Origin of the sequence: uncultured Thiodictyon sp., from assembly GCF_903946935.1 — a bacterium.
Taxonomy (GTDB): domain Bacteria; phylum Pseudomonadota; class Gammaproteobacteria; order Chromatiales; family Chromatiaceae; genus Thiodictyon.
Window position 1 is genome coordinate 39,347 of sequence record NZ_CAJAXH010000141.1, and the last position, 14,229, is coordinate 53,575.

General features: G+C 67.3%; 11 protein-coding genes. All 11 read left to right on the forward strand.

Translation table 11 applies throughout. The features are described 5' to 3' along the window. Positions 1 to 753 precede the first annotated feature (753 nt). Positions 754 to 2,157 carry a 3-isopropylmalate dehydratase large subunit gene (gene leuC / locus QZX93_RS12520; protein ID WP_295388096.1) on the forward strand — a complete coding sequence of 468 codons (1,404 nt, stop codon included), beginning with the start codon at positions 754 to 756 and terminating at the stop codon, positions 2,155 to 2,157. Continuing rightward, positions 2,158 to 2,790 carry a 3-isopropylmalate dehydratase small subunit gene (gene leuD / locus QZX93_RS12525; protein ID WP_295388097.1) on the forward strand — a complete coding sequence of 211 codons (633 nt, stop codon included), beginning with the start codon at positions 2,158 to 2,160 and terminating at the stop codon, positions 2,788 to 2,790. Positions 2,791 to 2,805: 15 nt separating this feature from the next. Beyond that, positions 2,806 to 3,879, forward strand: coding sequence for a 3-isopropylmalate dehydrogenase (leuB, locus tag QZX93_RS12530; RefSeq protein ID WP_295388099.1), 1,074 nt, complete (start codon positions 2,806 to 2,808; stop codon positions 3,877 to 3,879). Positions 3,880 to 3,949: 70 nt separating this feature from the next. Further along, positions 3,950 to 5,065 carry an aspartate-semialdehyde dehydrogenase gene (gene asd, locus QZX93_RS12535; protein ID WP_295388101.1) on the forward strand — a complete coding sequence of 372 codons (1,116 nt, stop codon included), beginning with the start codon at positions 3,950 to 3,952 and terminating at the stop codon, positions 5,063 to 5,065. 86 nt (positions 5,066 to 5,151) lie between these two features. After that, positions 5,152 to 8,064, forward strand: coding sequence for a FimV/HubP family polar landmark protein (locus QZX93_RS12540; protein WP_295388103.1), 2,913 nt, complete (start codon positions 5,152 to 5,154; stop codon positions 8,062 to 8,064). Positions 8,065 to 8,096: 32 nt separating this feature from the next. After that, positions 8,097 to 8,873 carry a tRNA pseudouridine(38-40) synthase TruA gene (gene truA / locus QZX93_RS12545; RefSeq protein WP_295388106.1) on the forward strand — a complete coding sequence of 259 codons (777 nt, stop codon included), beginning with the start codon at positions 8,097 to 8,099 and terminating at the stop codon, positions 8,871 to 8,873. Positions 8,874 to 9,050: 177 nt separating this feature from the next. Continuing rightward, on the forward strand, positions 9,051 to 9,692 hold the full coding sequence (locus QZX93_RS12550) for a phosphoribosylanthranilate isomerase (RefSeq protein WP_295388108.1): 642 nt from the start codon (positions 9,051 to 9,053) through the stop codon (positions 9,690 to 9,692). Beyond that, on the forward strand, positions 9,682 to 10,914 hold the full coding sequence (gene trpB / locus QZX93_RS12555; RefSeq protein ID WP_295388110.1) for a tryptophan synthase subunit beta: 1,233 nt from the start codon (positions 9,682 to 9,684) through the stop codon (positions 10,912 to 10,914). Before QZX93_RS12550 ends, trpB begins: the two co-directional genes overlap by 11 nt. Next, positions 10,911 to 11,726 (forward strand): tryptophan synthase subunit alpha, encoded by an 816-nt coding sequence (gene trpA, locus QZX93_RS12560; protein ID WP_295388111.1) that lies wholly within the window; start codon positions 10,911 to 10,913, stop codon positions 11,724 to 11,726. Before trpB ends, trpA begins: the two co-directional genes overlap by 4 nt. Before the next feature lie 141 nt (positions 11,727 to 11,867). After that, positions 11,868 to 12,767: an acetyl-CoA carboxylase, carboxyltransferase subunit beta gene (gene accD / locus QZX93_RS12565; protein ID WP_295388113.1), complete on the forward strand. Its 900-nt coding sequence runs from the start codon at positions 11,868 to 11,870 to the stop codon at positions 12,765 to 12,767. Positions 12,768 to 12,920: 153 nt separating this feature from the next. Then, positions 12,921 to 14,201 (forward strand): bifunctional tetrahydrofolate synthase/dihydrofolate synthase, encoded by a 1,281-nt coding sequence (gene folC, locus QZX93_RS12570; RefSeq protein WP_295388115.1) that lies wholly within the window; start codon positions 12,921 to 12,923, stop codon positions 14,199 to 14,201. Positions 14,202 to 14,229 lie beyond the last annotated feature (28 nt).

The window sequence follows — 14,229 nt, forward strand, 5'->3', positions numbered from 1 at the left end:
ACCGTGCTGCCCCGCTGCCGCCCTTAGGAGCCCCCGGCCGCGACGAATATCACCCGTGGGCTTTTGGGGTGGTGGCCCAGGGGCGCTTCACTGGAAGTGGGGCTTCTAGCAGCCTGTCGGACTTGATGGCGTAACCGATTGATTAAACAGGAAAACGACTTTTTGGCGCAAAAGAGGAAACTCTTTGTATTCAATCGGTTGCATCACTAAGTCCGACAGCCTGCTAGGATCGCGCCTCGATCATCGTTTTGGCCACTGAGTCATGGGGCGCTTTGATCTCGTGCCCAAAATTCGCTTGGCATGCGGTTCGGGAAGCTCAACAAGCTCCCCCAGACCACCCATCGTCCCGAGGACGAACTGATGGCGGCCGTCTTTCGCGTCAGCTTCCATCGCTTCCTGGCGCCGGGCGTGTCGGGAAAGCGCGCGGGATGCCGTCGACAGATCATCGGTCTCTTCCAAACGCAGCAGGTCGTGCGCCGCTATCCAAGTCGCCGCGGATTCCGGCGGGAGGGGGCGGGCCGCGGTGGGTCCTTGTCTAAGGTTGACCGTCGTCGCGTAAGTTGATATCCACACAGCGCCGACCGGAGCGGTGCAAGGACAAATCTTGGTGCCTTACCCGTGTCGGGGTCCTGGCGGTGTCGTGCTTCCGCCCCCCCGCCGCGCAACGCCACAATTGAGTTTGCGGCCCGCGCCGTCTATCCTTGCGCGTTGCGCTTTTTTGCGTGCCCGAATTTTTGTGAACGAGGTGGCGTCATGGGTGCCCGAACCCTCTACGACAAACTCTGGGACGATCACGTGGTGCGGGTGGACGAGGACGGTACGGCGCTCCTCTACATCGACCGGCAACTGATCCACGAGGTAACCTCCCCCCAGGCCTTCGAGGGCCTGCGCCTCACGGGGCGTGCCCCGTGGCGATTGGCGGCGAACCTGGCGGTACCGGACCACAATGTCCCGACCACGAACCTGGCCGCGGGAATCACCGATCCCGTCGCGCGCCTGCAAGTGGAGACCCTGGGTGAGAACTGCCGGACCTTCGGCATCACCGAGTTCTCGATGGGCGATCCGCGCCAGGGGATCTGCCATGTGATCGGCCCGGAGCAGGGCTTTACCCTGCCCGGCAGCACGCTGGTGTGCGGCGACTCACACACCGCGACCCACGGGGCCTTCGGGGCGCTGGCCTTCGGCATCGGCACCTCGGAGGTCGAGCATGTGCTTGCCACCCAGTGCCTGCTTCAGCGCAAGTCCAAGGCCATGCTGATCAGCGTCGACGGCGCGGTCGGCCCCGGCGTGACCGCCAAGGACATCGTGCTCGCCATCATCGGTGAGATCGGTACCGCTGGCGGCACCGGCCATGTGATCGAGTTCGGCGGCGAGGCGATCCAGGCACTCTCCATGGAAGGGCGCATGACCGTCTGCAACATGGCCATCGAGGCCGGCGCCCGCGCCGGGCTGGTGGCGGTGGACGAGAAGACGATCGATTACATGCGTGGTCGGTACTTCGCCCCCAAGGGCGATCTGTTCGACCAGGCGGCGGCCAACTGGCGCTCCCTCACGACCGATCCGGGGGCCAGTTTCGACCAGGTGGTGCACCTCAAGGCGGCGGACATCAAGCCGCAGGTGACTTGGGGGACCTCGCCCGAGATGGTGCTGCCGATCGACGGGCGGGTGCCGGACCCGGACGCCGAGTTGGACGCGACCAAGGCCGACGGTATCCGTCGCGCACTCGCTTACATGGGGCTCGCGGCTGGCACGCCGGTCACCGCGATCCGTCCGGACAAGGTGTTCATCGGCTCCTGCACCAATTCGCGCATCGAGGACCTGCGCGCCGCGGCGGCCGTGGTCGAGGGTCGCCATGTGGCCCCGAGCATCACGCTGGCGCTGGTGGTCCCGGGCTCCGGTCTGGTCAAGACGCAGGCGGAGGCCGAAGGGCTGGACCGCATCTTTACCGCTGCGGGTTTCGAGTGGCGCGAGCCCGGTTGTTCGATGTGCCTGGCGATGAACGCGGATCGCCTGGAGCCCCAGGAGCGTTGCGCCTCCACCTCCAACCGCAATTTCGAGGGCCGGCAGGGCCAGGGTGGGCGCACCCACCTGGTGAGCCCGGCGATGGCCGCCGCCGCCGCGGTGACCGGTCATTTTGTCGACGTGAGGACGCTGTAGATGGAGCCGTTCAAGAACTTCACCGGGGTCGTGGTGCCGCTCGATCGGGCCAATGTCGACACCGACGCCATCATCCCCAAGCAGTTTCTCAAGAGCATCAAGCGCAGCGGCTTCGGGCCCTATCTCTTTGACGAATGGCGGTATCTGGACCATGGCGAGCCCGAGATGGACTGCACCGGCCGGCCGCTCAATCCGGCCTTCGTGCTCAACGACCCGCGCTATGTCGGTGCCGAGGTCTTGCTGGCGCGGGAGAACTTCGGCTGCGGGTCCTCGCGCGAGCATGCCCCCTGGGCGCTGGCGGATTTCGGCATCCGGGTGATCGTCGCCCCGAGTTATGCCGATATCTTTTTCAACAACTGCTTCAAGAACGGCATCCTGCCGATCGTGCTGGAGGCGGCGACCGTCGATCGGCTGTTCACCCATGCGCACCGGTCCGAGGCCCTGCACCTGAGCGTGGACCTGCCGGCCCAGACCCTGGCGTTCGACGGACAGACCGTCCACTTCACCGTGGACGCCTTCCGCAAACACTGCCTGCTCGAGGGCCTGGACGATATCGGCCTGACCCTCCAGCATACCGACAGCATCCGCGCCTTTGAGGCGCAACGCCGAGTCGCGGCACCCTGGCAGTTCTGATCGGAGATAACACAAGTGTCGAAGAAGGTTTTGGTACTCCCGGGTGACGGTATCGGCCCGGAGATCGTCGGCGAGGCGGTCAAGCTGCTCGACGCGCTGAATGCGAGCGGCGCGGTGTCGATCGAGCTCGAGCATGGGCTGGTGGGCGGGGTGGCCTACGACGAGACCGGCGACCCGTTGCCGGCGCAGACCCTGGAGGCCGCCCGCGCCGCCGATGCCGTCCTGCTCGGTGCCGTCGGTGGGCCCAAGTGGGAACCACTGCACATCTCCAAGCGCCCGGAACGGGGACTATTGGGTCTGCGCGCTGGCCTGGGGCTGTTTGCCAACCTGCGCCCGGCGATCCTCTATCCGCAGTTGGCCGGGGCCTCGACCCTCAAGCCGGAGGTGGTCTCGGGGCTCGACATCCTGATCGTGCGCGAATTGACCGGCGACATCTATTTCGGCCAGCCGCGCGGGATCGAGACCCTGCCCTCCGGCGAGCGGCGCGGCACCAACACCATGGTCTACACCGAGTCCGAGGTGGAGCGCATCTGTCGCGTGGCCTTCGATCTGGCCATGAAGCGCCATCGCAAGGTGTGTTCGGTGGACAAGGCGAATGTACTGGAGTGTACGGAGCTGTGGCGTGAGGTGGCGACCAAGGTCGGTGCCGATTATCCGGAGGTGGCGTTGAGCCACATGTATGTGGACAACGCGGCCATGCAACTGGTGCGCGCGCCCAAGCAGTTCGACGTGATGGTGACGGGCAACCTGTTTGGTGACATCCTCTCGGACTGCGCCTCCCAGCTCACCGGCTCCATCGGCATGTTGCCCTCGGCCTCGCTGAACGCCGCGGGTCAAGGGATGTACGAGCCGATTCATGGCTCGGCCCCCGATATCGCCGGCAAGGGCGTGGCCAACCCGCTCGCGACCCTGCTGTCGGTGGCGATGATGCTGCGCTACTCGCTGGGTGCCCCAGCGGTGGCCGACCGGATCGAGGCGGCGGTGTCGCGCGTGCTCGACCAGGGTCTGCGCACCCCGGACATCATGTCCGAGGGGATGCAGCGGGTGGGGACGGTCGCGATGGGCGAGGCGGTGGTGGCAGCCCTGTAGCGGTGGTCGGCGGTCGGTTCGCACTGACCGCCGATATCACAACTTGAAGTATCTGTGCGGATTTTATTCAATGAAGCGTGTCGGGTTTGTCGGTTGGCGGGGGATGGTGGGCTCGGTCCTCATGGAGCGTATGCGCGCGGAGGATGACTTTGCGCACATCCCGGAGTCCGTCTTTTTCACCACCTCTCAGGCCGGGCAGCCCGGGCCGGATGTGGGGTGCGGTAGTCGGTCCTTGGGTGATGCCGGAGACCTCTCGGCGCTGGGCGCGTGTGACGTCATCGTCACCTGCCAGGGTGGCGACTACACGAAAGACGTCTACCCGCGGCTGCGCACTGCCGGCTGGAACGGCTACTGGATCGATGCCGCCTCCGCCCGGCGCATGGAGCCCGATGCCACCATCATCCTGGACCCGGTCAACCGGGCGGTGATCGATGGCGCCTTGGCGGCCGGGCGGCGCGACTTCATCGGCGGCAACTGCACCGTCAGTCTGATGCTGATGGCCATCGGCGGTCTCTTTCAGGCCGGGGTGGTCGAGTGGGTCAGTGCCATGACCTATCAGGCCGCCTCCGGGGCCGGGGCCAAGCAGATGCGGGAGTTGCTGGAGCAGATGGGGGCGCTGTACGGCGCCGTTGCCCCGCAGCTTGCCGATCCGGCGTCCGCCATCCTGGAAATCGATCGGGCCGTCACCGCCACCCTGCGTGGGGGCGATTTCCCCATGGCGAATTTCGGGGTACCCTTGGCCGGGAGTCTGATCCCCTGGATCGACACCGAACTGCCCAACGGCCAGAGCCGGGAAGAGTGGAAGGGGCAGGCCGAGACCAACAAGATCATGGGTCGCAGCGCCGATCCCATCCCCGTCGACGGATTGTGCGTGCGGGTGGGGGCGATGCGTTGCCACAGTCAGGGCTTGACGATCAAACTGAACCAGGACCTGTCCGTGGCCGACGCCGAGCGCCTGATCGCCGGTGCCAACGACTGGGTGCAGGTGGTTCCGAATGAGCGTGTACGCAGCAGCGCCGAGCTGTCACCGGCGGCGGTGACCGGGCGCTTGGAGGTGCCGGTGGGGCGCCTGCGCAAGATGAATCTGGGCGACCGCTATCTGGCCGCCTTCACCGTTGGGGATCAGTTGTTGTGGGGTGCGGCCGAACCGCTGCGGCGGATGCTGCGCATTCTGCTCGAACATTAAGTCCCGCCAGATCCGGCCCTGCCCTTGGTGAGGGGCGCGGATTCAGATATAGTTCCAAGTCGGTCATGGGGAAAAGAGGGCGGGGGATGTCTCATAAGCTTTGCCTGGCGCCAGCGCTGGTGCTGGCCCTGGCCAGCGGATCGGCGCACGCCTTGGGAATCGGCGGAATCCGTCTGCAATCGGCGCTCGATCAGCCGTTTGTGGGTGAGATTGATCTGGTCGATGTCAAACCGGACGAACTCGATGGCGTTAAGGTGCAGATCGCCCCGCAGACTGAGTTCAGTCGGGCCGGCACCGAGCGCTATCATTACCTCACCAAGCTGCGCTTCAGCCCCCAGATATCCCCGCGCGGAAACCCGGTGATCCGAGTCTCCAGCAAGGAGCCCATGCGCGAACCCTACATGGACTTTCTGGTGGAGGTCGTGTGGCCGAAGGGACGCCTGGTGAAGCAATACACGGTACTCCTCGACCCCCCGGTGACCACCGCGCGCTCAGCCCCGCGGGTCGCGCCGGCGGTGGTGGATGTGCGGCCGCCGCCTAGCACGCCGGTCCGCGCCGCGGCCCCGCCCGAGCCAACGGCGCCTGCCCGGCCCGCCAAGGCCGCCCCTCCGGCGGCCGCGTCGCCGCGGGCGCGCTCCGCCGCCACACCCGGTGGGGCGTTTCCGATACAGATCGGGCCGACGCGCTCGGGGGTCGGGCTGTGGCGCCTCGCACGCGCCAATACCCCGCCCGGGGCCACGGTGGCACAGACCACCATGGCGCTGTATCGCAACAATCAGGACGCCTTCTCCAACGGCGACATCAACCGGCTGATCATCGGCAAGATCCTAACCCTGCCCTATGCCGGTGAGTTGTTTGCCCTCAGTCCGGAGGCAGCCAAGGCCGAGTTCGAGTCAGCCATCAAGGGCGGGAAGGTAAGGCGCAGCCCGATCGCTGCACCCAATGCCCCCGTTGCGTTTCCCGGAACAGGCGAGTCGCGTCTGCGCATTGCCGGGGCCGCCGGGGATGGCGCCACGCCGCAGCCTGGTGCAGCGGCCGGCGCGCAGGACATGGAGAAGGAGCTTTTGTTGGTGCGCGAGGCGAGCGAGAGCGCCCGTCAGGAGACGGTCGATCTGCGTAGTCGCATTCACGACCTGGAGTCCCAACTCGGCGAGATCCAGCAGTTACTCAAGCTACGCAGCGAAGAATTGGCCCGGGTCCAGGGCGGGGCGGGGTCCGCCCCCGGTACCCTGCCCGGGGTGACGGCTATGGCATCGCCGACGGCCAGCCAGACTGCACCGTCGGCGGTGCTGCCAGTTGGTGCCCCGGGGCAGGCGGCGACCGGGTCCGCGGGTCCTGCGGGTAACACCCCGACTGCGTTGACGGACGCCGGTACGACTACCTCGCCCAGCGCGGCGAACGCGGCACCGGGGGCCGCAGGGACGCTGCCCGCTGGTACCGGCGCGACGCTACAACCGCGGCCCGCGGGCGCGCTGCCCGCGCCGGCGCCCGTCGCGACCAAGACACCTGGCCAGTCCCCGGTTGCCGCCGGCCCCAAGACGCCGACCCCGGCCGTGGCGTCGGCAAGCAGTGACTCGACCTGGCAGGCCTTGCTATGGCCACTGCTCGGTGTGGCGGGCGTGACCGCTCTGGGCATCGGTGGCTTGGTCTGGATGCGGGCGCGGCGGCGGGTCGGGTCCGAGGACGAGTTCGATGCCCTCGAGCATACCGCGCAAGGGGATGCCATACCTCCCGTGGCGCCCGGTGAGGGGGATAGCGCTGCCATATCGGCCGGGCCCCCGACGATCGACTTAGCGGCCGCTGGTCTGGAGGACTCGGCGCCGGAGCAGTCCCGAAGGTCGGAGTCGACGCCGGATTCGGAAATGGCATTGGACGGGGAGATAGACGAGGCGGATATCCTCTCGGAGGCTGACATCTATATCGCCTATGGTCGCTATCGCGAGGCGGAGGACCTGTTGCGGGCGGAGATGCGACGCACGCCGCTGCGGCTCGATCTCATGTTCAAGCTCGGCGAGGCCTTCTATGGCGAACAGAACGCGGCGGCCTTGCGGGGGCTGATGAAGGAGGTGCAGGCGGTCGGTGGGGATCGATCGAGTCCGGCGCAGTGGCGGCGCCTATGCGAGATGGCCGCCGTCAACCCGGCTGACGTCACCTCGTCCGACATCCCCGCGTCTGACTTAGCCGCCGACGGCCTGCCCCAAGCGGTCCGCGCTACGCCGGTCGAGCGTGGCGGCGCTGCCTGGGGCGATGCGCTGGCGAGCGATGACTCCGAGTCGAGCGGCGCTGGGTTGTCCGAGGTCTATACGCTCGATGTCGGTGACATGCAGGCATCCTTGCCCGACCTGGCCATGGACGCCGCATCCTCGATCGGGCTTGATCGCGCGGTGCTGTCCGGACGTGGCGCCGCAGCCACTGACTCGATGGACGGCGCCCCGGGCGCCGCCGCTCGCCCCTTTTTGCCGCCCACCCTGATGGACGAATCGCCGTTCAGTCTTGATCTGAGTCTGGAGAAGGCATTCGGCGGCCAACCGCTCGATGAGGCGCTCAGTGGGGTCGGCGACGCGGGTGCGGCGCGCGCGGACTCGGCGCTGGAACTGAATCTGGACGATGCACTGGATCGCCCCTCCGGCGAGGCGCGGGTCCCCGATGACTTGGACCGGTACTTGGTCCTCGACGCGGCCGCGACGCTCCCGCACAGCGAGGACCTTACGCTGACCGGGGGTACGGCGTTGCCGCCACCTGTCAACCGCTCGCCCCTGCGGGACCCAGGCACCACGCCCGGGTCGATCGGTACACCGGACGACAGCGAGCAGCTCGCCTCCGCGTGGCAGCTGGACGAGAGCGGGTGGGATGAGACCGCCACCGCGCTGGACTTGGCCCGGGCCTATATTGAAATGGGCGACCAGGAGGCCGCCAAGGGCATCTTGGATGAGGTGGTCAGCGAGGGTAGCGAGGAGCAGCGCGCGGCGGCCCGGGAATTGCTTAAGCGTGTCGCTTGAGCGTGGCCGATCACGCCCCCTCAGCGCGCACCATGGCCACTGAGCGTATCGCCCTCGGCCTGGAGTACGACGGCAGCGCATTTTGCGGTTGGCAGACCCAGCCGCGGGTGCGCACCGTCCAAGCGACCCTGGAGGCGGCGTTGTCCCGGGTGGCCGACCATCCGGTGCGCTTGCAGTGCGCGGGACGCACGGATGCGGGGGTCCATGCGCTGGAACAAGTGGTTCATTTCGACACGACGGCCAGCCGCACCCCGCGTGCCTGGGTGTTAGGAAGCAATGTCAACCTGCCGGGTGACTGCGCGGTCAGTTGGGCGCAGCCGGTGCCGGAGGACTTTCATGCCCGCTTCTGCGCCCACGCGCGTCATTACCGTTACCGCATCCTGACGCGGCCTGCTCGCTCGCCCCTGGAGCGTGATCGCGCATTGTGGATCCATCGCCCACTGGATCTGGGGTGCATGCAGGCGGCGGCGGCGACGTTGGTCGGAGAGCATGACTTCAGCAGCTTTCGTGCCCTGGCCTGTCAGGCCAAGAGCCCGGTGCGCCGCATTCACTATCTGAACCTGACGAAAGCGGCCGGGGTGATCGAGCTGCGCGTCGCGGCCAATGGATTCCTGCACCACATGGTGCGCAACATCGTGGGGGTCTTGCTTGCCATCGGGCGCGGTGAGGCGCCGGTGGACTGGACGGCAGAGCTGCTCGCGGTACGCGACCGCACCCGGGGCGGGGTCACAGCGGCGCCCCAGGGGCTCTATTTCATGCGCGCCGACTATCCGCCGGAGTTCGGCCTGCCCCAGGCCGAGAGTCATTGAGCCGCACATGAACGATGACCATAGGTTCGGTATTTGTTCACGCCAAGACGCCAAGACGCCAAGAAGAGCGACGACGGCGTCACTCCACTCTCCCAAGCGTCCCCCGGGCGAACCGCCCGGCACTCATTGCGCATCAAATAACCTTGGCGTCTTGGCGTCTTGGCGTGAGAACTGCTTTTGACCAGGACCCGGGTTAAGATCTGCGGTTTGACGCGTCCCGCGGACGTGGCGGCGGCGGTGGCGGCGGGGGCCGATGCGATCGGGCTGGTGTTCTATCCGCCCAGCCCGCGGGCCGTTACGCCGGAGCTGGCGCGCGAGCTTTGCAACCTGCTGCCGCCCTTTGTGACGGCCGTGGGGCTATTCGTGGACGAGACGGCCGCGACGGTGCGTCGTGTCCTGGACGAGGTGCCGCTCGACTTGGTGCAATTCCATGGCGAGGAGCCGCCCGATCTGTGTGCGAGCGTCGGTCGGCGCTGGATCAAGGCGATCCGCATGCGTCCGGGGGTCGAGCTCCCGGTCTTGGCGGCGGCCTACCGGGGCGCTGCCGGTCTGTTACTCGACGCCTACGACCCCGCCCGCCCCGGTGGAACCGGGTTGGCCTTCGACTGGGGGCGGATACCCCCCGCACTGGCCTCCCGGATCGTCCTCGCCGGGGGACTTGATCCGACCAATATTGCCGCCGCGATTGCTCGCGTGCGCCCCTACGCCGTCGATGTGAGCGGCGGCGTCGAATCTGCCCGGGGTGTAAAAGACCCGGCAAAAATTTATGCTTTCATGCAAGGTGTACGAGATGGCGACAACGCCCGCAATGCTTTCTGATCGGGGTCCCCAGACGGGCGCCGGACCGGGCTATCGATGGCCCGATGCCAACGGCCACTTTGGCCCCTACGGCGGGCTCTTCGTGCCCGAAACCCTCATGTACCCCCTGGAGGAACTGCGGGTGGCCTATGAGCGCTACCTGGCGGACCCCGAGTTTCAGGCCGAACTGGATGCGGACTTGCAGGATTATGTGGGCCGGCCCTCGCCCATCTATCACGCCGTGCGCTGGAGCCGGGACTTAGGCGGTGCCCAGATCTACTTGAAGCGCGAGGATCTGAATCACACCGGGGCGCACAAGATCAACAACACCATCGGCCAGGCCCTGTTGGCCCGGCGCATGGGCAAGACCCGGATCATCGCCGAGACCGGCGCCGGCCAGCATGGGGTGGCCAGTGCCACGGTGGCGGCGCGCTTAGGGCTTGAATGTGTGGTCTATATGGGCGAGGTGGACGTGGCCCGCCAGGAGGCCAATGTCTACCGCATGCGCCTCTTGGGGGCCCAGGTGGTCTCGGTCAAGTCCGGCTCCCGCACGCTGAAGGATGCGCTTAACGAGGCGATGCGCGACTGGGTGACCAATGTGGACGACACCTTCTACATCATCGGCACGGTGGCCGGTCCGCACCCCTATCCGGCGATGGTGCGGGACTTCCAGGCGGTGATCGGGCGCGAGGCCCGCGCGCAGATGCTGGCGCGCACCGGGCGCCTGCCGGATGCACTGGTCGCCTGCGTGGGCGGCGGTTCCAACGCCATCGGGCTGTTCTATCCCTTCATTGAGGACGCCGGGGTGGCCATGATCGGGGTCGAGGCGGCCGGTGACGGTTTGGAGACCGGCCGCCATGCCGCACCGCTCAATGCCGGTCGCCCCGGTGTACTACATGGCAACCGCACCTATCTAATGGAGGACGCCGACGGCCAGATCATCGAGACCCACTCGGTCTCGGCCGGCCTGGACTACCCCGGGGTCGGCCCTGAGCATGCATGGCTCAAGGACACCGGACGCGCCCGCTATGACGCCATCACCGACATTGAGGCCCTGGCCGCCTTCCATACACTGACTCGTACCGAGGGTATCATCCCGGCCCTGGAGTCGAGTCACGCACTGGCCTACGCGGCCAAGCTTGCGCCCACCATGGGCCGCGATCAGACCATCCTGGTCAATCTCTCCGGCCGTGGGGACAAGGACATGCACACGGTCGCCAAGCACGAGGGCCTGGTCCTGTGAGCCGCATCGCCACCCGTTTCGCATCGCTCAAGGGCCATGGTCGCACCGCCCTGATCCCCTTCGTCACCGCCGGCGATCCGCACCCGGCGACCACGGTGCCGCTGATGCATGCCATGGTCGCCGCCGGTGCGGACCTGATCGAGCTGGGGGTGCCCTTTTCCGATCCGATGGCCGACGGCCCGGTGATCCAGCGTGCCACCGAGCGCGCCCTTGCGCAGGGCGTGTCGTTGCACGAGGTGCTCAGTATCGTGCGCGCCTTCCGGGTCGGCGACCCGGACACCCCGGTGGTCCTCATGGGCTACCTGAACCCGATCGAGGTCATGGGCTACGAATCCTTTGCCGCCGAGGCGGCGGCCGCCGGGGTCGACGGCGCACTGGTGGTCGATGTGCCGCCGGAGGAGAGCACAGACCTGGTGGCGGCGCTGCGCGGCCATGGTCTGGATCTGGTCTATCTGCTCGCGCCGACTTCGACCGATGCGCGCATCCGGCGCATCGGCGAGGTGGCCTCCGGCTTTGTCTACTACGTCTCGGTCAAGGGGGTGACCGGCGCCGGGTCACTGGATACGGACGCGGTGGCGGCGCGGGTGGAGACGATCAAGTCATTGATCTCGCTGCCGGTTGGGGTGGGCTTCGGGATCAAGGACGCGGCCACCGCGGCGCGGGTCGCGGCGGTGGCGGACGCGGTGATCGTCGGCAGCGCGCTGGTCAGTCGGATCGAGGAACTCGAGCAGACCCCCGAGTCGATCCCAGGCGTGATCGGGGACTTCCTGGCGACCCTGCGCGTGGCCATCGATGCCGCTGATCGCGGTTGACCCGTTAATCCTTTCCAACTTTAGACAAGGCCGCGGCCAGTCGTTGCAATGCTACCGGGAGTTGCGCTCCGCGCGATCCGATTGTAAGGCTTCCGACTGCGGCTTGGGGGCGCGAACGTGGCGATCAATGTAGAAACGACGATGAGTTGGTTTGAGAAGCTGATGCCGAGCCGCATCCGCACGGAGGCGAGCCACAAGCGCGCCGTGCCCGAGGGCATCTGGGCCAAATGCCCCGGCTGTAACGCCATCCTCTACCGGGCCGAGTTGGAGCGCAACCTGGAGGTCTGCCCCAAGTGCGGCCATCACAACCGCATCCGCGCCCGCCGTCGCCTCGATGGCTTTCTCGACCCGGAACCGCGGGAGGAGTTGGGCGCCGAGATGGAATCCGCGGACCCGCTCAAGTTCAAGGATCTCAAGCGTTACAAGGACCGTCTGGCGGCGGCCCAGAAGGCGACCGGGGAGAAGGAGGCGATGGTGGTCCTGCGCGGCCGGCTCAAGGGCGAGCCGATCGTCGCGGCTGCCTTCGAGTTCGAGTTCATGGGTGGTTCCATGGGGTCGGTGGTCGGCGAGCGCTTTGTGCGGGGTGTGGAGGGCGCCATCGAGCAGGGTGCGCCGCTCGTGTGCTTCTCCGCCAGCGGCGGGGCGCGCATGCAGGAGAGCCTCTTCTCGCTCTTCCAGATGGCCAAGACCAGTGCCGCGCTGGGGCAGTTGCGCGCGCGCGGCCTGCCCTTCATCTCGGTGATGACTGACCCGACCATGGGCGGTGTTTCGGCCAGCCTGGCCATGCTCGGCGATCTGAATATCGCCGAGCCCGGGGCACTGATCGGCTTCGCCGGCCCGCGGGTCATTGAGCAGACGGTGCGTGAGAAGCTCCCAGAGGGTTTCCAGCACAGCGAGTTTCTGATGGACAAGGGGGCGCTCGATATGATCGTCGATCGTCGCGACCTGCGCGACCGCGTGAGCGAACTGCTCGCCATCCTGATGCGGCGGGGGCGGCATTGCGCGGCCGGGAATGCGCTTTCTCCTCCGGTGGTTGGGTGATCGATGATGGCCCCAGTGCATCGCCTCTGGTAGCAGGGCTGGGGTGGGGGAGGGTCAATGGCGAGTCGTGCCCCGGACTTTCGCGCGCCCCCCTAAACCGTGGCACAATCCCGACCCCCAACGGCGCCGCTAGACTCGATGTCACCAGTGACCATGCACCAGACTGACCTGTGGACCCTGGGCGACTGGCTCGCCTGGCAGTCCAGCTTGACCCCGCATCGGATGGAGTTCGGCCTGGAGCGGATCGCCGTCGTCTGGTCGCGGTTGGGTCCGCCGACCCTGGGTGCCCCGGTCATCGCCGTCGGTGGCACCAACGGCAAGGGCTCCACCGTGGCCTATCTCGAGGCGATCGCCCGGGCGGCGGGCTACCACACGGGCTGCTATACCTCACCGCACTTGTTGAGTTACCACGAACGGGTACGAATCGACGGTACGCCGGCGACCGATCGGGCGCTGTGCGCGGCCTTTTCCCGAGTCGAACAGGCGCGCGGGGATACGCCGCTCACGGTGTTCGAGTTCGGGACCCTGGCCGCCTTGGTCCTGTTCGTGGATGCCGGACCGGACCTGGTGATCCTAGAGGTGGGGCTGGGCGGGCGACTCGACGCGGTCAACCTGATCGACGCGGATTGCGCGGTGGTCGCCTCCATCGGCCATGACCATATGGCCTTGCTGGGGGAGTCGCTGGAGGCGGTCGCCCGGGAGAAGGCCGGCATTTTCCGTGCCGACCGGCCGGCGATCATCGGCCAGCGGGACGCACCCGCGGCCCTGCGGGTGGCGGCGCAGGCGCTCGGTGCCCGGGTGTTGCAGGTGGGGCAGGAACTCGGCTGCGCGGCGGCCCCCGACGGCGCCGGTTGGATTTGGTCGGGGGCGGATGGCGAGCGTTTGGCGCTGCCGATTCCGGCGATGCGCGGCTCCTTCCAGCAGCACAATGCGGCGGCCGCCATTGCGGCCCTGCGCGCATTGCGTGGGCGGTTGCCGGTGCCGGTGACCGCGATTCGCGCGGGTCTCGCACGGGCGCGGCTGCCGGGGCGCTTTCAGGTCTTCCCCGGGGCGGTGACCTGGATCCTGGACGTGGCCCACAACCGCGAGGCGGCGCAGGTCCTGGCCGAGAATCTGCGCGAATTTCGTTGTCCCGGACGGGTGCGAGCGGTATTTGGTGTGCTGGCGGACAAGGAGCCGGAGGCGGTCGCCGCACCGTTGCGCTCACTGGTCGACACCTGGTATCTGACGGCGAGCGCCGATGACCGCGCCATGTCGGCGCAGTGCCTGGGCGAGCGACTGCATGGCGTCCTTGCGGGCGTACACCAAGAGCTACACCAAACATTCAAGGCGGCCTTGGATGCGGCCCTGACGGCTAGCGTGGCGGGCGACTGTCTACTGGTGTTCGGTTCATTCACCACGGTGGGTGAGGCATTGAAGTGCAGGGGCGAGTGAGGGCGGCGGTGCTGGTATACTGCGTCCC

Excerpts from the sequence above, each read along its gene's own strand:
- leuC (WP_295388096.1), top strand. The coding sequence starts at position 754 with ATGGGTGCCCGAACCCTCTACGACAAACTCTGGGACGATCACGTGGTG.
- leuD (WP_295388097.1), top strand. The coding sequence starts at position 2,158 with ATGGAGCCGTTCAAGAACTTCACCGGGGTCGTGGTGCCGCTCGATCGG.
- asd (WP_295388101.1), top strand. The coding sequence starts at position 3,950 with ATGAAGCGTGTCGGGTTTGTCGGTTGGCGGGGGATGGTGGGCTCGGTC.
- QZX93_RS12540 (WP_295388103.1), top strand. The coding sequence starts at position 5,152 with ATGTCTCATAAGCTTTGCCTGGCGCCAGCGCTGGTGCTGGCCCTGGCC.
- truA (WP_295388106.1), top strand. The coding sequence starts at position 8,097 with ATGGCCACTGAGCGTATCGCCCTCGGCCTGGAGTACGACGGCAGCGCA.
- trpB (WP_295388110.1), top strand. The coding sequence starts at position 9,682 with ATGCTTTCTGATCGGGGTCCCCAGACGGGCGCCGGACCGGGCTATCGA.
- accD (WP_295388113.1), top strand. The coding sequence starts at position 11,868 with ATGAGTTGGTTTGAGAAGCTGATGCCGAGCCGCATCCGCACGGAGGCG.
- folC (WP_295388115.1), top strand. The coding sequence starts at position 12,921 with ATGCACCAGACTGACCTGTGGACCCTGGGCGACTGGCTCGCCTGGCAG.